Here is a 22,861-nt window from a genome sequence, read left to right as displayed (position 1 = left end):
ACCAGGCTGAATAAAAACCTAGATCAAGCAAAAACAAAGCCAGTCGGACCGGCATAGGACGGATAAGCGCAACGCATCCCGCTTTCCGTTCAGTGTTTGGCGGATGTGTTGCTCTTATTCGTCATGCCTTTGCCGCGATGGTTACATTTCCCCACCGGTTTTCTGCTCGGCACGCTGTAGCAAAACCGACAATCCACGAAAGCCGCGAACGATTTGTCACAGCGTAGCCTAGCCAAAGCACCGGCGACCCCAGGTAATTCGGGTCACCTATTTCGGCACAAATATTGCGGTAATTAGATTTTTTACCTGGGAAAATTGAAGTGGAATTAGAAAACTGCGATACCCGCTATTTCATCAGCTATAGCGGCGTAAAACTACCGTTGAAACTGGTCAACGAACTGGCAGACGAAAGCCATCTGGAAAACCGCAACACCTACTTCCGCGGCTGCTACGCTGCCGATGAACGTCTAATGCTGCTGGAAAAACTGGTCTATGGCGAAGTGGAATTACGCCATGTCTATACCTATCATGCTAACGGGGTTCTAGCCGAGGCGGAAATAACGGATGCGGACGGCGAGATCGACCTGTTACGCTTTGACGAAACGGGAGCTGCACTGAAATTTGATTAGCTGGCTGGTTCATAAACCTTTGCCATAGGCAATTCGCTACCGCCTACAATACAATATGTCTCTCGCGCCTTAAGCTTGGCGACCGACATTTTGTTTTCATTCAACCGCAAACCAGCATGAGCAAAGACATCCGCATCCAGCGCCTCAGCGGCGACGCCTTGATTCAATACATTCCGGAACTGGCGCGCCTGCGCATTGAGGTGTTCCGGGATTTTCCGTATTTGTATGACGGCGATTACGAGTACGAGAAAAAATACCTGCAAACCTACATAAACTGCCCGGAAAGCGTCATCGTGCTGGCGTTCGATGGCGACGCCATCATCGGCGCGTCGACGGCGATACCATTGAAATACGAAACCGACGAAGTTAAAAAACCATTCGTCGAAAACGGCTACAACCCCGATGAAGTGTTTTATTGCGGCGAATCGGTGCTGAACAAGGCTTATCGCGGTTTGGGTATCGGCGTGCGCTTCTTCGAACAGCGCGAAGCCCATGCCGAAGACCTGGGCGGTTTCAAGCACATCACCTTCTGCTGCGTCGAGCGCCCTGTTGACCATCCGCGCCGGCCAGCCGATTACGTGCCGCTAGACGCTTTCTGGAACAAGCGCGGCTACTTCAAACATCCCGAGTTGAAAACCACCTACACCTGGAAGGATCTCGACGACGTCGCCGAAACCGCCAAACCCATGACTTTTTGGTTGAGAGAAGACCGTGCCTAAAATTGCCAGCGCCCAATACGACATCAGCTTCCTGGAAACCTGGGAAAACTTTGAAATCAAGGCCCGCCGTTGGGTCAAAGAAGCCGCCGATAACAAAGCCGACATTCTTTTGTTCCCGGAATATGCCTGCATGGAACTGGCATCGCTGTTTCCCAAGGAAGTGTATTCCTCGTTGAACGGCCAGTTAGATGCTTTGCAAACCTTGCTGCCCGGCTATCTGGACCTATTTGAAGCGCTGGCCGCCGAATACCGAGTCTACATTCAAGCAGGGACTTACCCGGTCAAACACGCCAACGACGAATTTCGCAATCACGCCTATTTCTTCACCCCGCAAGGCGACGTGGATTATCAAGAAAAGCTGACCATGACTCGTTTCGAGAACGAGCAATGGCATATTTCCCGCGGCCGGGATATCAAGTTATTCGATACGGTATTCGGTAAAGTCGCGATCAATATCTGCTACGACAGCGAATTTCCACACTATGCCCGTCAACAAGCCGAACGCGGCGCCAGCTTGATTCTGGTCCCAAGTTGCACCGACACCGAAGCCGGCTATTATCGGGTGCGCATCGGTTGCCAAGCCCGCGCCTTGGAAAACCAATGCTACGTAGTACAAGCCTCATTGGTCGGTAACGCAGATTGGTCGGAAGCGGTGGATGTGAACTGCGGTGCGGCGGCGATTTACACGCCGGTAGATCGTGGATTTCCGAATAACGGCATTCTGGCGATTGGCGAATACAACCATGTTCAATGGGTCTACGCCGATTTGGACCTCTCCGCCGTCGACATCGTCCGTCAGGAAGGTCAGGTGTTTAATTACCGGGATTGGCCTAAGCAATTCGATTGCCGCTAGGCACTCACAACCCTTTTCTAACCAGTACGCTAGGCAGCACGAGGCCTGGCGTACTGGATAATCTCGCATTTCGCTCCAACAAAACGCCGATCAATTAAGACATTTCAGCTCGATCTAATCGTGCATCACCAAGGCCACTTGCTTTAATAAAGCTTATCTCCTTGGTTTTTGCGCCATTTCTCCTAAACTTGCGTAATGCCGAAAAAACAGTGCCCGCAATAGCCAAGCCCGGTTATTATTGAGGTGTTGTCCATTTACACGCTCCGGCGGAGATATGCATGCTTGACTCAATCGCTCTTGATATCCAGGCTCTGGTCAATCTGCTAAGCAGGTTAAGACCGGAATTGCTGGATCAAATTTGCGCGAAACACCCCGGTTACACCGAAACCCTCAGGCCCGGAAAATTACTTGGGCAAGACAGCGCTTCGCAATCGCAGTTGCTGGTCGATTTAGCCATGAGCACCAAGGGCCTAGTCAAGCAGGAGTGTTTGAGTATTTATAATTTGCTGAGCGCGCGTTTGCGAGGCTCGGTGCGCTTACGTCTGATCGGCAGCACCATCGCCACCTTGTCGGCCGGCGCATTGATAGCAGCCTTGACTCAGGGAATACCCAAGTTGGTACTGGCGTTTGCCGTATTGACGGTATTCGCGGCGGCATTCATGCTGGTGGGCGAATGCCTGGAAGGGTATTTCGGCCGACAGCGCGGCTTGCGGGAAATGCAGGATAGGCTACTGAAAAACCTAATGGAAGTAGCCGATATTGAAGCCGAGCTGCGTCTGATGGAGTTCCGCGGCAATTTCGACGGCATCGAACCGCAAATCCGCAAATTAAATACCGTCGCGATCACCAGCCAGCAAATCCAGCATTTGGTCGGCTAAGCGCATTTCCATGCGTAAAACTTAAACTTCAGACCTAGCCTCACCAGATCGACAGATACCTAATTTTAGTAGCGAAGCTTCAAATCGCACGCCCCAACGAATCGACTAGACAGCGAATTGTCTTCACTGGGAAATTGGTTCACATCGACACCGCAACCCAAGTTCACCGGCCGGCTTTTGCGTTGTTCAGTCGGTTTAAGGTTTGCCGTGCCGCGCCCGGTATTACTCAACAAAAGATTCGAGCTATCAGTGGCGTCGGCTGTCAGCGCTTGATCCGATGGGGTCAGAATTAACGCGGAGGGCGTGTCGAAGCTTTCCGGAGGAAGTGCATCCGCGAAAGCGTTTAGCGCACTAATAACTAGCAAGCCGCCGATGATGGCGGAAATTGGTTTGGACTGCTTTAGAAACGAAAAATCATGGGCTTTCATGATTTCCTCCTGTTCCAAAGTTGGCATTATGAGCTCGGGCGAACAAATCCTCCTGTTACAGACGCTTGTCCAACCCGCTCGGTCTAAGCTATCTGCCGGTAGCGGCCAAAATTACCCTGACGATTAACAATCCGCTATGGCAAATGCGTTCCTATCTAAGCATCGATCGCTTAACACATTTTTAATTCCGTACTGCGAACCAGGCCGCAAAAGCATTCCTGGAGACAGGACTAATAATAGTCCGATACCCGTTGCGTGGCGAATTTTAAAACGCTTAGTTGCAAAATTTTTCTTATGATAGTCAATTAGTTGACAAACAAATCTCATAAATTTTCGAGCATATTTGATGCCAAACAACAAAGACACGCACCAAACCAGGCAAAGTCATGGCAAGCCGCGTTTGCTTCGCAGATCAAAACCGGGAAATATTCTCGGCACTTTTTGTAAGGCCCTCTCAGGAACAAACCGATGAACAACAATCAGGCATCCAGCAATCCACCGCCCCCCGTGAGTTTGAAACAGGCTTTTGGGTATTGGCTGAAACTGGGCTTTATCAGCTTCGGCGGTCCCGCCGGACAGATCGCCATCATGCATCAGGATCTGGTAGAAAATAAGCGCTGGATCTCCGAGCGCCGTTACCTGCATGCCTTAAATTACTGCATGCTGCTGCCCGGCCCGGAAGCCCAACAATTAGCAACCTATATCGGCTGGCTGATGCATCGCAGCTGGGGCGGCATCATGGCCGGCGGCTTGTTTGTATTGCCATCCCTGTTGATTCTAATCGGTTTGGGTTGGGTTTATATGGCTTACGGGCATTTACCGGCAGTGGCCGGGGTACTGTATGGCATAAAGCCCGCCGTGACCGCGATTGTGCTGTTTGCCGCGTATCGAATTGGCTCCCGAACCTTGAAAAACGCTTGGTTGTGGGCAATCGCCGCCCTAGCGTTTCTGGCTATTTTTGCGTTACGAATACCGTTTCCGCTAATCGTGTTCGTCGCCGGCTTGCTTGGCGCGCTTGGCGGTAAATGGGCCCCCCTATATTTTAATTTGGGCGGCGGACACGGCAAATCTAACCCACACTTCGGCCCGGCATTGATAGACGACAACACGCCTCCCCCCGAGCACGCCCGTTTCAATACCGGTAAGCTGGTCAGGCTGGCCTTTATCGCTTTGGGATTATGGGGCGGTGCGCTCGGTTGGCTTTGCACTCACTACGGCTGGGACGGCGCATTAACGCAGATGGGTTGGTTTTTTACCAAAGCGGCCCTGCTCACGTTCGGCGGGGCCTATGCGGTGCTGCCTTATGTGTACCAAGGCGCGGTGGAACATTACCACTGGTTGACACCGACACAAATGATTGACGGTCTGGCCTTGGGCGAAACCACGCCCGGTCCGCTGATCATGGTCGTCACCTTCGTCGGCTTCGTCGCCGGCTGGAACCAAACACTATTCGGCGGCGAGCATTTATTTTTAGCGGGCGCGCTAGCCGCTACCGTGGTGACTTACTTCACCTTCCTGCCCAGCTTTCTGTTCATTTTGGCCGGCGGACCGCTCGTGGAATCAACTCACAACAATTTGAAATTCACCGCACCATTGACCGGCGTTACCGCCGCCGTGGTAGGTGTCATTCTGAATCTGGCTGTATTCTTTGCCTATCACGTCTTCTGGCCCCAAGGATTTGAAGGCGTGGCGGACAAGGTCGCTCTAGTAATCGGGCTGGCCGCCATACTGGCTTTGTTTCGCTACAAAGTCGGGGTTATTCCGGTCATTATCGGTAGCGGTACAGCCGGACTGTTATGGAGCTTTCTAAAGCCATGGCTAAGTCAACACGGCATAAACTTGTAGCTGCCGGCAAACTATTAACCCCGCCCTTACATACCGTTAGCCTTTATGCCTTTTGCGGAACGGCAACAATTGCAATCCCAAACCGCCTAACAAAGCTTGCGGCAGGTATTGGAAATGCTGGCGGACAAAAGCTCCGACCAAACCCAAAGGTTTTCTGTAGCTGTCGGCATTGGCGACCCAAGCCGACAGCAGCGCGTCCTCGCCGGCTTACTTAGGCCCGTCCCACACTCAACACATGTTGTCGTTTGCGGCTAAGACATCTCTTCCACTCAACAACTGTTGCCCTGTAAACACCCTTTAAACACAAGACCCGTGAAATTGGTGCTCAGCAAGCAATGCGGGATTGAATACCCGCTGAAACTCCTAGCTATCCGCTCGCGCACCGCCCGGCGTTTTCCCTGAAAAACAATCGATAAATAAACCACTTAGCTCTCTAACTCACCATCCAAGCCAGATATAGCGACGCCATCCGACAATCTGGCACAGCTCGTGCTCTATTAGAAATCAATAGCAGCGATCAAAGCCTATTCACCAATTTAAACAATCGCTTACTTTACGCGGCACAACGGGGAATATGGCCTTTATATTTAAGAAATGGGGAACATTGGCATGAGTAGTCCTTTAGCAACTTTTAATAAACTGGTACCGGCGGGAGCCCCCGCGGATTGGGACGCGGCAGAGGTGGTTTCATTAAAATCGCCTGTCACTCAGTTGCCGGAAGGTTTAACGCATTCACGGGTTGCAGTAGCCTTGGGAGACTTTAAATACGTCACCGAAACCCGCGATCACAAATGGGTCGATTTTCTATTAATCGGCGCACTAACAATCTTTATCCACAACACGGTAGTCGATCACTTCAGCGGCGCGGCGTTTGAACAAGAAATTGTGGAGCCCATCAAGCCCGAGACCAAAGTACAGATCACCCTGACCAGGCCGCAACCCAAACCGGTGCCGCCACCGCCGCCAAAAGTTAAACCGCAACCGCCCAAACCCAAGGTCGTACCGTTAAAGCCGCCAAAAATCCAACCCGTGCCCAAAGTTGTTGAGGAAGCGCCGGCACCGGCGCCTGTTGAAGGGCCGGTGGTAGACAACGCCCCACCGGCTCCGCCCGCACCTCCCGCGCCGGTGGTTGAAGAAAAAATCACCGAGCCGGTAGCCGACGCGGCTTACCTGCACAACCCACTGCCGGAATACCCGGAAGTTGCGCAAGAACGCGGCTGGGAAGGCAAAGTGGTGATGAAAGTACACGTGCTGCCCGACGGCACCGCCGATAGCGTGACCGTCAGCAAATCCAGCGGCCAGAAAGTGCTGGACGATGCTGCCGTCAAAGCCGTTCTCAAGTGGTCTTTCGTGCCGGCCAAACGCGGCGACACGCCGATTGCCCGTTACACCACGGTTCCATTCACTTTTAAATTGTAATTATTTTTGAGGATCAAAAATGTCTGAGATAGCAACCAACGTCATCGTCGATGGCACCCTGAACACCTTAATCGCCGCCTCGGTAGTCACCTGGGGCTTAATCCTAATCAAAGGCGTACAACACATTCGCATTTCCTATCACAACCGGCGCTATAACAAGGAGTTTTGGAGCGCACCTAATATCCAGGCTGCCGCACATTTGGAAAATCAGGATGGTCCGGCCGCCCGAGTCGCCGGCATCGGTTTCTCGACGCTGATCGAAACCGACGGGGGCGCCTCTACTCACGATTTGGAACACACCTGGGATAGGCAGGAATTGCTGGACAGACGCCTGCGTCAACAAATGCAGAAAGAACGCGGCTCGTTAGAAAGCGGTCTGGCGGTGCTGGCCACCATCGGCAGCATCTCCCCATTCGTCGGTCTGTTCGGTACCGTTTGGGGGATCATGGGGGCGTTGACCAATATCAGCAAAACCGGCTCGGCCAGTTTGGAAGTCGTTGCCGGACCTATCGGTGAAGCGTTAATTGCCACCGCAGTCGGTATCGCGGTCGCGGTGCCGGCGGTAGTGGGTTACAACTTTTTCATCCGCCGCAATAAAGTGGTTTGGGCCTTCCTGGACGATTTTGCCATCGATTTTGTACATTTGGCGCTGAAAAGCTCGTTCATCATCGAACGCGCCGGCAGCAAACCGGCAGCGGCGGCAGCTTCCGCACGTTTGACCGATGTCAGCGGCGGCAAAAAATCCAATATCAAAGATACCCATGAAGAATTAATCGCGAAAGAGGCGCACGCATAATGGCATTCAATACGAAAGACGACGGCGGCGATGACGTCATGGGTGAAATCAACGTCACGCCCCTGGTGGACGTGATGTTGGTACTGCTGGTGGTGTTTATCGTCACAGCGCCCTTATTAACCCAGGCGGTACACGTTAACCTGCCGAAAACCGCGGAAACCGCGCCGCCGGATGACAAACAGGCGTCTTACTTGAGTGTCGATGCCCAAGGCAAAATCTACATCGATAAACAGGAGTTTCCATTGGAAATCATCGAAGGCGAACTGAGAAACCGCTTGGCGGCCAATCCGGAGTTTGCGTTAAATCTGAACGCGGACGACGCGGTGCAATACGGCATCGTTGCCAAGGTGATGTCATCCATCGAACGAGCCGGCGTCACCAAGCTATCGGTTCTGACGGTTCCGCAATAAATCATGACCCGGCCGGGTAACAAGTTTGCCCGGCTAGTTAATCGCGGCGGCAAACGCTGCGGCACAAATACAATCCGAACCACGCCAAAACCAAGGATGCAGCCGCTGCGTCAAGGGTTTCCTTGCGTTTAGGCACAAACTTTTAGGAGAACTGTAGGATGGCGCGCAAGACCGCTCAAGACTTTCATCCGGAAGCCTTACAAGCTTTTGATAAATACGTGCATGGCGATATTTCCCGGCGGGATTTTTTATCGTCGGTACCTAAATACGCCTTATTAGGCCTGACCGCCGAAGCGCTGCTGGAAGCGCTGAATCCGCGTTTTGCCGAAGCGAAGCAGGTCGCCGACAATGATCCGCGCATCAAAGCCACGTACGTGGAATACCCCTCCCCGCACGGTAACGGCAAGCTTCGCGGCTATTTGGTGCAACCGGCCAAAGCCGCCGGCAAACTGCCCGTGGTGTTGGTTATCCACGAAAACCGGGGTTTGAATCCGCATATCCAAGACATCGCCCGGCGCCTGGCGCTGGATAATTTCATTGCCTTCGCACCGGACGCACTGTTTACCTTGGGTGGTTATCCGGGCGACGAAGACAAAGCCCGCGAATTGTTCCAAAAACTGGATAAAGAAAAAACCCAGGCCGACTTTTTGGCGGCGGCGCAAGCCATCAAAAAACTGCCGCAAAGTAACGGAAAACTGGGCGCGGTAGGCTTTTGCTACGGCGGCGGCATAGTTAACTTCCTGGCCACTCGTCTGCCGGATCTGGGCGCTGGCGTACCGTTCTACGGCGCCCAACCTGCCGCCGATCAGGTCGCAAAAATCAAAGCTCCTTTACTGATCCATTACGCCGGCGTCGATGACCGCATCAATGCCGGCTGGCCGGCATATGAAGCCGCATTGCAAAAAGCCGGTGTCAATTACGAAGCCCACACCTATCCGGGTGTGCAACACGGCTTTAATAACGACACCACTCCACGCTACGACGCCGCCACCGCCAAGCTGGCCTGGGACAGAACCATCAGTTTCTTCAACGCTTATCTGCGCGACAGTTAAATCATCGGGAGGATTTCAATGAAAGTGGAAGTGCATATTTGGGATTGGCCATTACGCCTGTTTCATTGGTTGTTGGTCATAGCTGTGGTCGGCGCTTACGCCACCGGCAAACTGGGCGGCAATCTGACCGATTGGCATGCCCGCTTCGGTAGTTTGATTCTGGGCTTGCTGGTATTTAGATTGATCTGGGGCTTCATCGGCACCACCCATGCCCGTTTCGCCAGTTTCTTTCCGACCTTTTCCAGACTGGTGGAATACGTTAAAGGCGAATGGCAAGGCGTCGGCCACAATCCCGCCGGTGCGATAGCGATTATTGCTTTGCTGGCAGTCTTAAGCTTTCTGGCCGTCACCGGCCTGTTCGCCAACGACGATATTGCTTTTGAAGGCCCGCTGTTTCATAGCATCGATAAAGAACTCAGCGACAAACTGAGCGGCTGGCACATTTACGCGGTGAATATCCTGCTGGGCTTGGTAGCCGTGCATGTCAGCGCGATTGTCCTGTACCAACGCCTGAAAAAAACCAATCTGGTCGGCGCCATGCTGACCGGCAAAAAGCAATTGCCCAGATCCCTGGCGCCCTCCCCGGTCAAACCGGTCGGGCCGTTCCGTTTCGTCATCACCTTGTTGATCGCGGTGACGGTAGTCTGGGGCGTTTGGAGCGGCGGCTTTGTGAATTATCTGGCGCCGTTGGCCAGCTTCCAAACGGCTACGGCCCATCCAAAAACTTAAACGTTACATTTTCTACAACCACAAGGAGTTAACCCATGAAATTGAAACTGATAGTCGCACTGGCGCTGGGCGCTGCCACGACGGCGGCCGTGGCCGGCGAAGTGGAAGACCAAATCCGCTTCCGCCAATCCGCCTACTCGTTTTTGGGCTGGAATACCGCGAAAATCAAAGCGCAGGCAGCCGACCATCCGGAAACCTTTAACAAGGATCAGGTGATCGCGGCCGCGAATGCCGTGGCTGCGGTCGCTAATTCCGGCCTGCTCAGCCTTTACGGCCCGGGCACCGATAAAGGCACCGGCTGGAAAGCGACCCGTCTGAAACCTGAATTTTTCGAAAAACAGGACGAAGTAAAAGAAATCGAAGCGACCTTCATCAAGGAAGCCAACGAATTGCAAAAAGTGGCGGCCAATGGCGATGCGGCGGAAGTTAAAGCCCAATTTGGCAAAGTCGGCGCTACCTGCAAAAGCTGCCACGATTTGATTCGGGTTCGCGAATAATTCCATCGACTCCGAACACCAAACATCCAGCGTTAAGGCATTTTCAGCCGGCAACTCGGCTTGTCGGGACTTGTCCGAGCCCTACTCGGACGAGTCCCATTTCCAAACTACGAATAGAAACACCCGCTCGTTCAGATAGACCTACACGTCATATCGCGTTTGACTACTTTCCTAAAAATCGGCATGCCTGGCTTTGCGGCTGTACTTCTAATTTAGGCATATTAATTTCAAATATTATCGTTTTATTTAATGAGTTAGTTTCGCTACCCTCTGCGTTTATTAGCAAAACATCCGTTATTAGGGATTTACTGGACAGATACTCATGCCTTTACAACAATTAGTCGAATATTTTAACGATAGACTGGAGCAGGAACACCATAACGGCTTACGGCCGTTTGTGCTGGATAACGGCGCGGTGCACGGGGTATTCGGCCCCATCTGCATCGGCAGCAGATTGTCGCCGCTGCGCCAGACTTTGCGCACCACCAATGCTATAGGTCACATTGCGCAACTGAACGTGTCCACTATTCACAAACAAACGATACAAAGCAGCGAGCTGGAACAATACCTGGCCCAGCCCCAGGCCGAACAGGCTAATGTCGAGTCCATCATCAACTTCGACCGGATGTCACGAGCCGTGCATATGCTGAACTATTTGCCGCAAGCGCATCTCGACGAATTATTGTTTCTGGAAGTCGACCCGCGGCATATTCTCGGTGTCAAAGAAGATCATGGAGCTTATTTTGAAGAGGTGATAGTGGCCTGCGGCCTGCAAACCGCCAACGTCGCCATCACGCTGACCGCAAACAACGCCTATGCCGGTTTTTATCAATTGCTGCTGCGCGGCCTGCAAAATTATCAACGCCGCGGTTACCAACTGGCATTGAAGTTTGATTATCACTCGCTGGAAAAATCGGCCTTCGAGTTAATTACTCGCGCTGCGCCCGACTTCGTCGGCATCTCGGCGCTGGAATTGGACCGCATCCGCGACAATAAACTCCTGGAAAAACTCCAACAATTAAGCAGTTTGGCAAGCTCGATCAACAGCCGAAGCTTCATACTGCAAATCGATGACAAACGCACAGCCGCATTGGCTCGCAATACCGGCTTTGATCTGGTACAGGGAGACTATTTCGAACGAAGCGTCGAGCTCTCTGCGGCCAACGGCTAATTTAAAGCAATCGGCATAAAAAAGCCCGCGTAAAGCGGGCTTAGCTTTTAGACACGGCTTGGTAAATGAGCTATTTGCGCTCATAAATCTTGTCGCAGACGCCAAAATTAAGCGCCACCAATCTACCGCGGCTTCAGGCAGTCTGCCAGCATCCATTGCATAATCCAACGCAGCGCCAACTCGCATCGTAATATTCCAGCCTGCACGAGCGATACTGCAGCGTACTTTTGAATCAAATTAAAAGCCATTGCACGGCTAATTAAAGTGGATCGTAAATCCGCCATGTCGCTTAGCATTGTGTAAAACATCCTCGCAATTTCAGCTGAAGCCTTTGGGGCACTATGGCGGTAAACATGTCCAGTTGGCTTCTAATACTGGATCACTGCGAGAATCACGCTGGTTTTTCAAAGCCTCCCAGGCGACAATAGCCAATAGAAACGACACAGCCGGCCAATGACCAATCAATACCTGCCGAAGACATCCATCAATACAGCTTCTATAGCTACAAAATCAGATTCTCACCTTCCTAGACAAACGTATTCCAGGGTAACCATCAAAAACCATTTCCCGCCCAGGTTGCAAAGCTGTTGCTGTGCAGGCGTAGAATTGCATTTGGTATAGTTTTTTTAACGAATGACGGCATGTCCACAACCTGAAGAAACCCATACTGAAACTTACACTACCCGCTAAAGTGCAGATAAATTTTTATAAGTGTCGATAATATTTTAATAAAAAATATTACTTATATATCAAATATTTAAAAATGAACAATCAGAAAACACAAGGCACCAAGCAAGACGAGAAAATGCAACACACGCCGATGATGCAACAATATATGCGCATCAAATCCGGCCAGCCTGACACGCTGTTGTTTTACCGAATGGGAGATTTCTACGAGCTGTTTTTCGATGATGCGAAAAAGGCCGCGCAGTTATTGGATATTACGCTGACCGCTCGCGGCCAGTCCGGCGGCCAACCCATCCCTATGGCCGGCATTCCTTATCATGCAGCGGAAAACTACATCGCCCGCCTGCTGAAACAAGGCGAATCGATTGCCATATGCGAGCAAATCGGCGACCCGGCCAAATCCAAAGGTCCAGTGGAACGCAAGGTGGTGCGCATCGTCACGCCAGGCACTGTCACCGACGAAGCGTTGTTGGAGGATCGCAAGGACAACCTGCTGGTGGCTTTAGCCGTATTCGACAAGTTCTTCGGGCTGGCTTGCCTGGACTTAGGCAGCGGGAAATTTACACTACAGCAATTGGACAGCGAAACCCAGCTACTTAGCGAGATCGAGCGCTTGAACCCGGCTGAATTGTTGTATAGCGAGGATATTAAACTGCCGTCGGCCATCAAGGAACGCCGGGGCTTATGCAAACGGCCGCCCTGGCATTTTGACTTGGATAGTTGTCGGCTATTGATTTTAAAGCAGTTCAACAGCCACGATTTAAAAGGCTACGGCTGCGAACATTTACCGGCGGCCATTTGCGCGGCAGGTTGTTTGCTGCAATACATCCGTGACACCCAGCAAAGCGCCCTGCCCCATATTCAAGGCATTCGTGTCGAGAACAGCGACGACAGCATTAGCTTGGACGCCGCCAGCCGCCGTAATCTGGAGCTGGACAGCCATCCCAGCGGCCAACTGCAATACACCTTGTTGGGGGTGTTGGACAAAACCGCCACCGCGATGGGCAGCCGTTGCTTACGGCGTTGGATACACCGGCCGCTACGCGATCATGCGATTGTCAATGGCCGTTACGCCTGCATCGCCAGTCTGTTGCTGAATCGGTTATATGAAGATCTACAAGCCAGCCTGCGTCAGGTGGGCGATATAGAACGGATCAGCTCACGCATCGCGCTGAAATCCGCGCGACCACGTGATTTGCTGGTATTGCGCCAGACCTTGGCGGTTTTGCCGCAACTGCAAAGCCAGCTGGCGGATAGCGACAATCCGCATCTGGAAAACCTGCGCACGCAATTGCGTGAGCAACCGGAATTACTGGCCCTGTTGCAACGCGCCATCATCGACAATCCGCCGGTGCTGATTCGCGACGGCGGCGTGATTGCCCCCGGTTATCATCCTGAGTTGGACGAGTTGCGTAATCTCAGTCAGAACGCCGACCAGTTCCTGATCGATATGGAACTGCGCGAACGAGCGGCTACAGGTATCGCCACACTCAAGGTCAATTACAACCGAGTGCACGGTTATTACATCGAGATTTCCAATGCCCAGGCAGACAAGGTGCCGGTGCATTACACCCGCAAACAAACGCTGAAAGGTGCGGAGCGCTACATCACGCCGGAGCTTAAATCTTTTGAAGACAAGGTGCTAAGTGCCCGCGAAAAATCCCTGTCCTTCGAGAAAGCCTTATACGACCAGTTGCTGGATACGCTGGGCGATGCGTTACTCGATCTGCAGCAGTGCGCTAATGCCTTGGCCGAACTGGATGTGTTGGTCAATTTTGCCGAACGCGCCGAAACCTTAAACTTGTCCCAACCGATATTGGACCAACAGCCGGGCATCGACATTATCGCCGGCCGGCATCTGGTGGTGGAAGCGCTATCCAGTATTCCCTTCGTCGCCAACGATCTTAATTTGTCGACAGAGCGGCGGATGCTGGTCATTACAGGCCCGAACATGGGTGGTAAATCGACTTATATGCGCCAAGCGGCATTGATTGTACTGATGGCTCACATCGGCTGTTATGTGCCGGCGCAAGCGCTGCGCTGCGGACCGATAGACAAGATATTCACCCGCATTGGTGCGTCCGACGATTTGGCCAGCGGCCGCTCGACTTTTATGGTGGAAATGTCGGAAACCGCCAATATTCTGCATAACGCCACCAGCAACAGTTTGATATTGATGGATGAAATCGGCCGCGGCACCAGCACCTTCGATGGCTTGTCGTTGGCTTGGGCCTGCGCCGATTATTTGGCTCGCCACACTCAGGCATTCACGCTATTCGCCACCCATTATTTCGAATTAACCACGTTGGCCGAAGAACAAGGCAATATCCATAACATCCATTTGGACGCGATGGAACACGGCGACAAGATCGTATTTTTACATGCCGTGAAAGACGGTCCGGCCAGTCAAAGCTACGGTTTACAAGTGGCGGCGCTGGCCGGCGTGCCGCAGATTGTGATTGCCAACGCCAAACACAAGTTGGCGCAACTGGAAAACACCGCCTATATCGAGCTGCAAAATCATAGCGAAATCAACCAATTTGATTTATTCACCAGTCAGGAATGCCATCCGGCGGTCGTGCTGCTGGAAGAACTCGATCCCGATCATTTAAGTCCTCGGCAAGCATTGGACGCCTTATATCGATTGAAAGCGCTGCTAAAAGCCAACAAGCGTTGATAGTGACACGTTCGCGGTACACAGCATCGTTCAGACAATGTACCTCGGGCAGCCGGGCTGTTAACAGCGGAAAACCTTGTTTTACATTAACTAATTGCGATTGCAACTAGTATACTTTCCCAAGTATTTCCACTTTGCACAGTAAATTCCATGGCGACACGCCACTTCGAAAAATCATTGATCATCATTGCGCTGATCGTTCTAACGGTTGGCTTAAGCTATACGGATGCACTGTGGCGCTTTGATCGGTGGATTTATGATGCCCAACTGAAGCTGCTGGCCACGCCGGCTTCAAAAGATATTGTCATTATCGAAGTCGATCAAAAAAGCCTGCAAAAACTGGGGCGCTGGCCCTGGCCCAGAGATATTCACGCTCGCCTACTGGAGACGCTGGCGCCGGCAAAACCCAAGGCGATTGGGCTGGATTTTATTTTTTCCGAAGCGGATCGGCAACATCCTGAGTTGGACGCGCACTTAAGCCGTGCTCTAGCCAATAATGGACAGGTCGTACTGCCGGTAATTATCGAACAAAACGATAACAAGATGGTGGAAACGCTGCCCTTGCCGGACTATGCCAAACATGCAGTCCTGGGGCACGCCAATGTCGATTTGGACAAAGACGGCATCAGTAGAAGCATTTTATTGCGATTATCCTTGGGCGACTCGCAGTGGTCGGCGATGCCGCTGGCTATTTATGCGTTGAGCCATCCGGAGATACTTGCCGATTTACCGGGCTTACGGATCGAAACAACGCCAGAAAGCATACATGGCGATTATCGGGTGTGGTTGCCGTTCTTTGCGCCGGACAGTGATTTCATTAGGGTTTCTTATTTGGACGTATTATCAGGTAATGTGTCCGGACAATTATTCACCGATAAATACGTATTGGTCGGGCTCACCGCCAGCGGTATAGAACGTGACCTGCCGGCACCTCTGGCTATCGGTAGTCGGCCCATGAGCGGTGTGGATTTCGTCGCAGCCGGCTTGGATGGCCTGATTAAGCAAACGCTTTGGCAACCGCTGCCGGGCCATTGGCAATTTCTGTTAAGCCTGGTCATAGCCGGGATCGCCATCAAGATCAGCACCTGTTTTTCACTGCGCTGGCTGGCGCTGGCGGTTTCTATGCTGTCCATGGCAATTTTACTGTTTTGCCTAGTCTTACTGCATACCAGCCACTATTGGTTTGCACCGTCAGTGGCATTACTGGTGTTAATAATCAGCTATCCACTACGCAGCTGGCGGCATTTTGAGAAACTGATCCAATCCTTATTTGCAGAACGAAAGCGCGCCTATATCACCTTAAACGCTATCGTCGATGGGGTAATCACCACCGATAACAAAGGCTCGATTGAATACATGAATGCCGCCGCTCTGGACATCATCGGCAGCAAACGTCCCAAGACTAGCAGTCAAAATATCGACGACATTTTTAGTTTGGAAATAGACGGCAAACCGCATCGAATCGCAGAATTGATACAACAAAGCGTCATCAATCAAGGACCGTTGAAAATCAGCAATACCCGCTTATCCATTTCCGACCATTATGCGATGAACGCGAATCTGACCATCGCTCCTTTGATAGGCAGTCGGGGCGCACTGATGGGCACGGTGTTGACCATCAACGATATTGGCGAGCGGATGCTCATGGCGAAAATGCTGCTGAAAAAAGCCGAAGAACAAACGGTAATGCGAGAATTGATTAACCGGACCGAACAAGTCAGCTTGGCCAAAAGCCAATTTCTGTCGCAAATGAGCCACGAATTACGTACCCCGCTAAATGCCATTATCGGTTTTGCGCAGCTGATGCAAATGGACGACCAGGAACATCCTTTGGCCGAAACCCACTTGGATTCAGTGAATGAAATACTCAAGGCCGGTCTGCACTTGCTCGGGCTGATTAACGAGCTTTTGGATCTGGCTAAAATCGAGTCCGGCAAAATCAGCGTGAATATCGGCAGCATCAATCTGGCGGAGCTGATCAAGGACTGCCAAACCCTGATCACACCCTTGGCACAAAATAAAGGCCTGGCGCTGATTGTCGATAATTGCTTACCCGAGAACATTGAGTTGCAAGCAGACCCGAAACGCGCCAAACAAATTTTATTGAATTTTTTGTCCAACGCCGTGAAATACAATCGCCCCAACGGTTCCATCAACTTGAGCAGCAGACGGGTGGACGATAACCGGGTGAGAATTTCTATCACCGATACCGGCAACGGCCTGGCGGAGCAACAACAACAATTGTTATTCCAATCGTTTCAGCGCCTGGGTGCGGATAATACCGAAATAGAAGGCACCGGTATTGGATTGGCAATTACCAAACAACTGGCGGAATTGATGAACGGTACCGTCGGGGTTAGCAGCACACCGGGTGTGGGCAGCACGTTCTGGGTGGAATTGCTGATCCGTTAAAGCCGCTCAGACTTTTATCTAATGCAGGTAACCCTTCGATAAGCGCTGGTTTCCGATAGTGAGCTCGCGCCCGAAAGCCAGACCACGAACCTAATCCCACATAGCCACCAGGCTCCCGCCTTCGCCGGTGAGACGAACTATAAAAGCGGCGAGGAATAGCCCTAAAACAAATAAGCTCTTGAATCTGACAACAATTAAATGCTGTCTATACTTACACGCTGAATTTCGATACCGCCCGCGCGGCTATTGATGTCCCAAAACACCGTTTGTAGAGGCCATTATGAAACGTCTTTTCGCCTGTTGTAGCCTGGGGTTAGCCCTTTGCATGCCGAATGCGGCATCGGCCGATGAAACAGTCATCGGCTACATCAAAACCATCAACGATCAAACGACTATTGACGAGAGTAGCGGCCCAATCAAAGCCAGCCTTGGTTCGCCGATTCATGTCGGCAACGTTATCAAAACCGACCAAAACGGCGCAGCCGGGGTAACGCTGAAAGACAATACCATTTTGTCGATCGGCCCGAATACCGAATTCAAAATAGAAGCATATCAATTCGAACCACAACAGGACAAATTGCAATTAAACGCCAGCTTATTAAAAGGCACCCTGCACTATATTTCCGGCGTCATCGCCAAACTCAAACCGGAAGCGGTAACGGTAAAAACCCCCACCGGCGTGATTGCGGTAAGAGGCACACGTTTTTTAGTCAAAGTTGAAGATTAAACTGAGTATTTGCCATGACGACAATTTCCATACCCAAAACCTTAACATTCGCAGTCGCGCTGGCTTTAAGCGGTTGCGCCAAATCTTATTTGGTCTTACTGGAAGATCACGACGGCTCAACCGGAAAAGTGATTTTCAGTGGTGCCGGCAGCGAAACCGTGGTTGAACAAGCCGGTTTTGGTGCGGCTCTGGATAACTCTAAAACCGTATTCAAAGTAGAACAAGAGAAGATCAATAAGGACTTTGGCCGAGCCTTGGCGTCCGAGCCGGTATTACCGGAAACATTTTTATTGTATTTTGAAACCGGCGGCACCAAGCTGACCGCGGATTCTGCGGCCTTGATTCCGAAGATCATCGAAGCCGCCAGCAAACATCCGGCTGCCGATATTTCAGTGATAGGCCACACCGACACCGTGGGCGATGCCGGCAAAAACGAAAAGCTGGCTAATGAGCGCGCCGTTCAGGTCAGCAAGTTATTCGATGCCGGCAAAATGGATGTCAAAGAGGTCGCCGTGACATCGCACGGCGAAAAGAATTTGTTGATCAAGACCGGCGATGAAACGTCGGAACCGCGAAACCGTCGAGTAGAAGTGACGATCCGATAATTTTCTAACCCATCAAACCGCCAACTCGAAAGCTGGCGGTTTTTTGTATTTGCTTATTCGCTGGCCAGTACTTTTGCCAACTGCGCGGCAGGCACATAGCCGGGCAGGATATTACCTTTTTGCGTGACTATCATCGGTGTGCCGTTCATACCGAACGCTTCACCCAAGGCCATATGTTCATCCACTGGATTTTCACAGGTTTTCGCGTCCAGATGTTCACCCTTCTTCGCGGTGGTTAATGCTTTGTTTTTGTCGGCGGCACACCAGACTGACACTGCTTTTTTATAGGAATCCGACCCTTTGCCGGCTCTAGGGAAGAACATGTAGCGTATCGTAATGCCCTGCGCCATGTATTGATCGATTTCAGAGTGCAACTTACGGCAATAACCGCAATCGATGTCGGTAAAGATAGACACGACATGTTTGCTGGTTTCCGGTTTGAAAATAATCATTTTTTGTTCGCCGACTTTATCCAGCGAGGCTTTACGGACCTCAGCCAGCTTAGATTCGGTGATATTTTTCTTTGCTTCGGCGTCAAATAATTGCCCTTGCAGTAAATATTTACCGTCTTCGGATGAATAAAAGATATTGCCGCCCATAGACACTTCGTACAGACCTTTGACTTCCGATGGTTTCACCGAGTCAACCTGCCCGCCCGGCATAAAGTTACTCAAGGCTTTTTTTATCGCAGCTTCGTCGGCAAATAATGCTGGACTAGTCAAAGCCAGTAGCGTCAGAGCCAGCGTGTGTGTGATTTTTTTCATGTAATTACCAGGGAAGATTAGAAATGAATGTGGTTGACCACAACGCAGCTGCTTTGTTCAGCGTTATTGAAATAATCTGCCTATATCCAGAAACATCGCCAGACCCATCAGCAGCATCAACAGCAACATGCCGGCCTGTTGAAAATACAGTTGTATTCTTTCCGGAATCGGGCTGCCTTTAACAGCCTCAACGGCGAAAAACAGCAAATGACCACCATCCAACACCGGGACCGGCAGCAAATTCAACACACCGAGACTGACGCTAACCAAGCCTAGAAACTTCAGAAACGCCGTAAATCCCATTTCAGCCGATTGACCGGCATATTGGGCGATACTGATGGGACCGCTCAAATTCTCGACGGAAGCCGAACCTACCACCATTTTTCCCATCATTTTTAATGTGGTCACTGCGTAAAACCAAACTCGCTTTCCGGCGACCGGAACCGCGTCCCAGGGAGACAAAACATGTGTCACCATCATGGAGTCCAGCAAGTCTTTCGGCGTATCCACACCGGCGCCGATTTTGCCGACAGCCTTGCCCTCACCCTGCTGTTCGCTACGCGGCGTGATGCTTAAGGATAATGGCGCGCCGCTACGCTCCAGCAATAACTTAATTTCAACATCCGGCCGGGCCTGCACATAATCTACCCATTGTTGCCAGTCGGTAATGGCGGTGCCGTCTGCGCTAATAATTAAATCACCGCTTTGTAAACCGGCTTGTTTGGCAACCCCATCGTCAAGCACCTTACCGATAACCGGTTTAATAGTGGGCACCCAAGGTTTCAGACCCAATCGTTTATGCAGCGTTTCCGGGGTTTGTACGTCTTGTTCGGTCAAGTGAATTAAGCGTACTTGTTGACTATCGTCTATCGCTTTAGTGACTACGCTGATTTCGGTTTTACCGTCAATCGCCGAGGTCAACAAGGTGTCCAGAGCTTCTATCCAGGTCGGCGTAGCAATATCGTCGACGCTGATTATTTCGTCGCCTGCTACAAAACCGGCCTGCTCGGCCAGAGATCCGGCCTCCACTCCACCGACGACCGGTCTAACGCCTGCTTCGCCGATGACCAACACCAACCAAAATAAAAAAACGGCCAGCAGCAAATTGGCGACCGGCCCGGCGGCGACTACAGCGGTTCGGGCTAATAGCGGCTGCCGGTTAAATGCGTAAGGTAAATCTTCCGCCTTAACGGCTTCTTCGCGTTCGTCGACCATTTTCACATAGCCGCCCAATGGAATGGCTGCGAGGACGAATTGAGTATCAGCCGAGCTTTTTTGCCAGCTGATTAACGGCTTGCCGAAACCGATGGAAAAACGGATAACTTTGATGCCAACCTTGCGTGCCGCCCAAAAATGGCCGTACTCATGAAACGCCACCAGTACCGCGATGGCGACGATGAAATAAAACAAGGTGTGCAAAGTATCCATCTAACTAGTGTTTGAGTTCGGCAATCTCTTTATTCGCAACGTCTCTAGCCTGCTGGTCGGCTGCCAAGACATGTTCGAGCGTATCGGCGCAATCGGCAGTAAATTGGGCCATGCTTCGCTCTATGATGCGGGCAATATCGGTAAAGCGTACCTGCTCGTTCAAAAAGGCTTCCACGGCAATCTCATTCGCGGCGTTCAAAACGGTCGGCATGATGCCGCCAGCTTTGATAGCTTCGTAGGCCAGCCGCAAACACGGGAAACGTTGCAAATCAGGTTGTTCGAAATCCATATGCTTGACTTCGAAAATATTCAGCGGCACCACACCGGAGTCAAAGCGCTCCGGCCAAGCCATGGCGTGCGCGATAGGTGTGCGCATGTCGGGGTTGCCCATTTGCGCTAACACAGAGCCGTCGACATAATCCACCATGGAGTGAATGATACTTTGCGGATGAATCACTACTTGGATGGCATCGGGGTCCATGTTGAACAACAGGCAGGCTTCGATTAACTCCAAACCTTTGTTCATCATCGTCGCCGAATCCACCGAAATTTTCCGGCCCATATCCCATTTCGGATGCGCGACCGCTTGTTCGGGCGTTACAGTATCCAAATCGGCAATCGGCGTTTGCCGAAACGGACCGCCGGATGCGGTCAACAAAATACGTCGGGCCTGTTTAGCAGTATATCCTGCGGTGTAACCGGCAGGCATACACTGAAATATTGCGTTGTGCTCGCTATCGATGGGCAGTAGCGTCGCGCCGCTTTCGGCGACGGCTTGCATAAAAATTTGCCCGGACATGACCAAGGCTTCCTTGTTAGCCAGCAACACCGTTTTGCCGGCTTTCGCTGCGGCCAAGGTTGGCAGCAAACCGGCCGCGCCGACGATAGCGGCCATCACTGCGTCAACATTGTCCAAGGTTGCTACTTGCGTCAAGGCATCCGCGCCGGCTAACACCTTAATATCGGCAAGAGGCGAACCGACGATTTTGTCCTTGAATGCTTGAGCGTTATCCGGATTGGCGACTACCGCATACTCCGGACGATGGGCCAAACATTGTTCGTACAAGGCGTCGATATTACCGTTGGCGGTTAACGCCACTACTTTATATTGGTCGGGGTGGCGCGCAACCACATCTAAGGTGCTGACGCCAATCGAGCCGGTGGCTCCAAGTATGCAAAGACCTTTCATGCGTAAAACACCCTACCAATCAATAAAATCCCTGCATAGAAAAAAGGCGCGGCAGCAATGATGCTATCCACTCTGTCCAAAATGCCACCGTGACCGGGTAACAAGTTACCGCTGTCTTTAACACCTTTTTTGCGTTTTATTAGACTGAAAAACAAATCGCCGTAAATTGAGATCAACACGGTCATCACCGACAAAATCAACATATCGGTCCACACCAGTCCGTTCAGAAAGCGCAACGTTCCGGAGTCAACATCTTCCGGCTGAGTAGCGGTAATCCAACCATAAATAGTAAAACCTATGCCGCAGACAGCCGCGGAAATTAAAGCACCATACATGCCTTGAATGGTTTTACCCGGACTTATTTCTGGCGCGAGTTTATCTTTACCCCAAGTTTTACCAGCAAAAAAGGCGGAAATATCCGCGGCCCAAATCAACAGCAAAAAGTAGATCACCATGCCAGGACCGTAATACGCTCTTAATTTGCTGAGAAACATCCAGGCAGAGAGCAATACCAACCAACCGCTGAAAGTCTTGAGCCGTGCCTTGAATTCGATATTCAACAACTGCGGACCGGCTTTTCTGATCAAAACCATCGTTAGCACCCAGAACAGCACCGGAGCGATAACAAACCACTCTAAAGCATCCGAATAGTCTTTGATTTCCGGCCATTCCATCGCCTCGCTAAGCAACTCCAGCAATACCGTCCAATAAGTAACGCCCAACATCGGCACAATTAAAAACAAGAGGAAAAGTATTTTGCGGATAAGCGTGTTTACGTCAGTCAAGGCCATCCATTCGAAGGCGGCGATCAGTGTAACCACAGCGATAAATAGGGAGAAATAAAGGGCTGGCAGCAGCATAACTGCCGTGATGACCACGGTAGCCAGTACTAGCGCGGTTAAGATGCGTTTTAATAACATGTGTGTGGTTTTTTAATTATTATGGT

Annotated in this window: 21 protein-coding genes; 16 read left to right on the top strand and 5 right to left on the bottom strand. The window is 51.4% G+C overall.

Annotated elements, in window-relative coordinates; translation table 11 throughout:
* The first annotated feature begins 320 nt into the window (after positions 1 to 320).
* The 4 genes from QLH52_RS05040 (at position 321) to QLH52_RS05025 (ending at position 3,079) form a co-directional block, all read left to right on the top strand.
* Positions 321 to 629, top strand: coding sequence for a DUF6156 family protein (locus tag QLH52_RS05040; RefSeq protein WP_033158667.1), 309 nt, complete (start codon positions 321 to 323; stop codon positions 627 to 629).
* A gap of 116 nt (positions 630 to 745) precedes the next feature.
* Positions 746 to 1,348: a GNAT family N-acetyltransferase gene (locus QLH52_RS05035; protein ID WP_319960765.1), complete on the top strand. Its 603-nt coding sequence runs from the start codon at positions 746 to 748 to the stop codon at positions 1,346 to 1,348.
* Positions 1,341 to 2,201, top strand: coding sequence for a carbon-nitrogen hydrolase family protein (locus tag QLH52_RS05030; RefSeq protein ID WP_319960764.1), 861 nt, complete (start codon positions 1,341 to 1,343; stop codon positions 2,199 to 2,201). The genes QLH52_RS05035 and QLH52_RS05030 overlap by 8 nt, the downstream gene beginning before the upstream one ends.
* Before the next feature lie 278 nt (positions 2,202 to 2,479).
* Positions 2,480 to 3,079 carry a hypothetical protein gene (locus QLH52_RS05025; RefSeq protein WP_319960763.1) on the top strand — a complete coding sequence of 200 codons (600 nt, stop codon included), beginning with the start codon at positions 2,480 to 2,482 and terminating at the stop codon, positions 3,077 to 3,079.
* A 65-nt stretch (positions 3,080 to 3,144) separates the two neighbouring features.
* On the opposite strand, the gene QLH52_RS05020 is transcribed toward QLH52_RS05025, so the two are convergent.
* Positions 3,145 to 3,507, bottom strand: a complete 363-nt coding sequence (locus tag QLH52_RS05020; protein WP_205454276.1) for a hypothetical protein — start codon at positions 3,505 to 3,507, stop codon at positions 3,145 to 3,147.
* Positions 3,508 to 3,975: 468 nt separating this feature from the next.
* Between QLH52_RS05020 and chrA the strand changes: the two genes are divergently transcribed.
* The 12 genes from chrA to QLH52_RS04960 all read left to right on the top strand — a co-directional run bounded on the left by chrA (position 3,976) and on the right by QLH52_RS04960 (position 18,534).
* The gene (gene chrA / locus QLH52_RS05015) at positions 3,976 to 5,352 is read left to right on the top strand and encodes a chromate efflux transporter (RefSeq protein WP_205454275.1); all 1,377 of its coding nucleotides are present in this window, start codon (positions 3,976 to 3,978) and stop codon (positions 5,350 to 5,352) included.
* Positions 5,353 to 5,961: 609 nt separating this feature from the next.
* Positions 5,962 to 6,771 (top strand): energy transducer TonB, encoded by an 810-nt coding sequence (locus tag QLH52_RS05010; protein WP_205454274.1) that lies wholly within the window; start codon positions 5,962 to 5,964, stop codon positions 6,769 to 6,771.
* Between the two features lie 19 nt (positions 6,772 to 6,790).
* Entirely contained in the window at positions 6,791 to 7,567 is a 777-nt protein-coding gene (locus tag QLH52_RS05005; protein ID WP_205454273.1) for a MotA/TolQ/ExbB proton channel family protein, read from the top strand.
* Entirely contained in the window at positions 7,567 to 7,977 is a 411-nt protein-coding gene (locus tag QLH52_RS05000) for an ExbD/TolR family protein (protein ID WP_319960762.1), read from the top strand. Before QLH52_RS05005 ends, QLH52_RS05000 begins: the two co-directional genes overlap by 1 nt.
* Before the next feature lie 158 nt (positions 7,978 to 8,135).
* On the top strand, positions 8,136 to 9,029 hold the full coding sequence (locus QLH52_RS04995) for a dienelactone hydrolase family protein (protein ID WP_319960761.1): 894 nt from the start codon (positions 8,136 to 8,138) through the stop codon (positions 9,027 to 9,029).
* An 18-nt stretch (positions 9,030 to 9,047) separates the two neighbouring features.
* Entirely contained in the window at positions 9,048 to 9,758 is a 711-nt protein-coding gene (locus QLH52_RS04990) for a cytochrome b/b6 domain-containing protein (RefSeq protein ID WP_033158679.1), read from the top strand.
* A 35-nt stretch (positions 9,759 to 9,793) separates the two neighbouring features.
* Positions 9,794 to 10,255, top strand: a complete 462-nt coding sequence (locus QLH52_RS04985; protein WP_171695284.1) for a cytochrome c — start codon at positions 9,794 to 9,796, stop codon at positions 10,253 to 10,255.
* Positions 10,256 to 10,577: 322 nt separating this feature from the next.
* Positions 10,578 to 11,426 (top strand): EAL domain-containing protein, encoded by an 849-nt coding sequence (locus QLH52_RS04980; protein ID WP_319960760.1) that lies wholly within the window; start codon positions 10,578 to 10,580, stop codon positions 11,424 to 11,426.
* Between the two features lie 763 nt (positions 11,427 to 12,189).
* Positions 12,190 to 14,790, top strand: a complete 2,601-nt coding sequence (gene mutS, locus QLH52_RS04975; protein ID WP_319960759.1) for a DNA mismatch repair protein MutS — start codon at positions 12,190 to 12,192, stop codon at positions 14,788 to 14,790.
* A 150-nt stretch (positions 14,791 to 14,940) separates the two neighbouring features.
* On the top strand, positions 14,941 to 17,202 hold the full coding sequence (locus tag QLH52_RS04970) for a CHASE2 domain-containing protein (protein ID WP_319960758.1): 2,262 nt from the start codon (positions 14,941 to 14,943) through the stop codon (positions 17,200 to 17,202).
* Positions 17,203 to 17,482: 280 nt separating this feature from the next.
* A complete protein-coding gene (locus QLH52_RS04965; protein WP_225892855.1) occupies positions 17,483 to 17,929 on the top strand; it encodes a FecR family protein in 447 nt (148 codons plus the stop codon).
* A gap of 14 nt (positions 17,930 to 17,943) precedes the next feature.
* Positions 17,944 to 18,534 carry an OmpA family protein gene (locus tag QLH52_RS04960; protein WP_051670395.1) on the top strand — a complete coding sequence of 197 codons (591 nt, stop codon included), beginning with the start codon at positions 17,944 to 17,946 and terminating at the stop codon, positions 18,532 to 18,534.
* 53 nt (positions 18,535 to 18,587) lie between these two features.
* On the opposite strand, the gene QLH52_RS04955 is transcribed toward QLH52_RS04960, so the two are convergent.
* The 4 genes from QLH52_RS04955 to QLH52_RS04940 form a co-directional block, all read right to left on the bottom strand.
* The gene (locus tag QLH52_RS04955) at positions 18,588 to 19,298 is read right to left on the bottom strand and encodes a DsbC family protein (RefSeq protein ID WP_319960757.1); all 711 of its coding nucleotides are present in this window, start codon (positions 19,296 to 19,298) and stop codon (positions 18,588 to 18,590) included.
* A gap of 63 nt (positions 19,299 to 19,361) precedes the next feature.
* Positions 19,362 to 20,726, bottom strand: a complete 1,365-nt coding sequence (rseP, locus tag QLH52_RS04950; RefSeq protein WP_319960756.1) for an RIP metalloprotease RseP — start codon at positions 20,724 to 20,726, stop codon at positions 19,362 to 19,364.
* 4 nt (positions 20,727 to 20,730) lie between these two features.
* A complete protein-coding gene (ispC, locus tag QLH52_RS04945; RefSeq protein ID WP_319960755.1) occupies positions 20,731 to 21,915 on the bottom strand; it encodes a 1-deoxy-D-xylulose-5-phosphate reductoisomerase in 1,185 nt (394 codons plus the stop codon).
* Positions 21,912 to 22,835: a phosphatidate cytidylyltransferase gene (locus QLH52_RS04940; protein WP_033158770.1), complete on the bottom strand. Its 924-nt coding sequence runs from the start codon at positions 22,833 to 22,835 to the stop codon at positions 21,912 to 21,914. Before QLH52_RS04940 ends, ispC begins: the two co-directional genes overlap by 4 nt.
* Positions 22,836 to 22,861 lie beyond the last annotated feature (26 nt).

The organism is Methylomonas defluvii (genome assembly GCF_033949435.1).
Lineage (GTDB): Bacteria > Pseudomonadota > Gammaproteobacteria > Methylococcales > Methylomonadaceae > Methylomonas > Methylomonas defluvii.
This window is presented reverse-complemented; position numbering and strand designations above follow the sequence as displayed.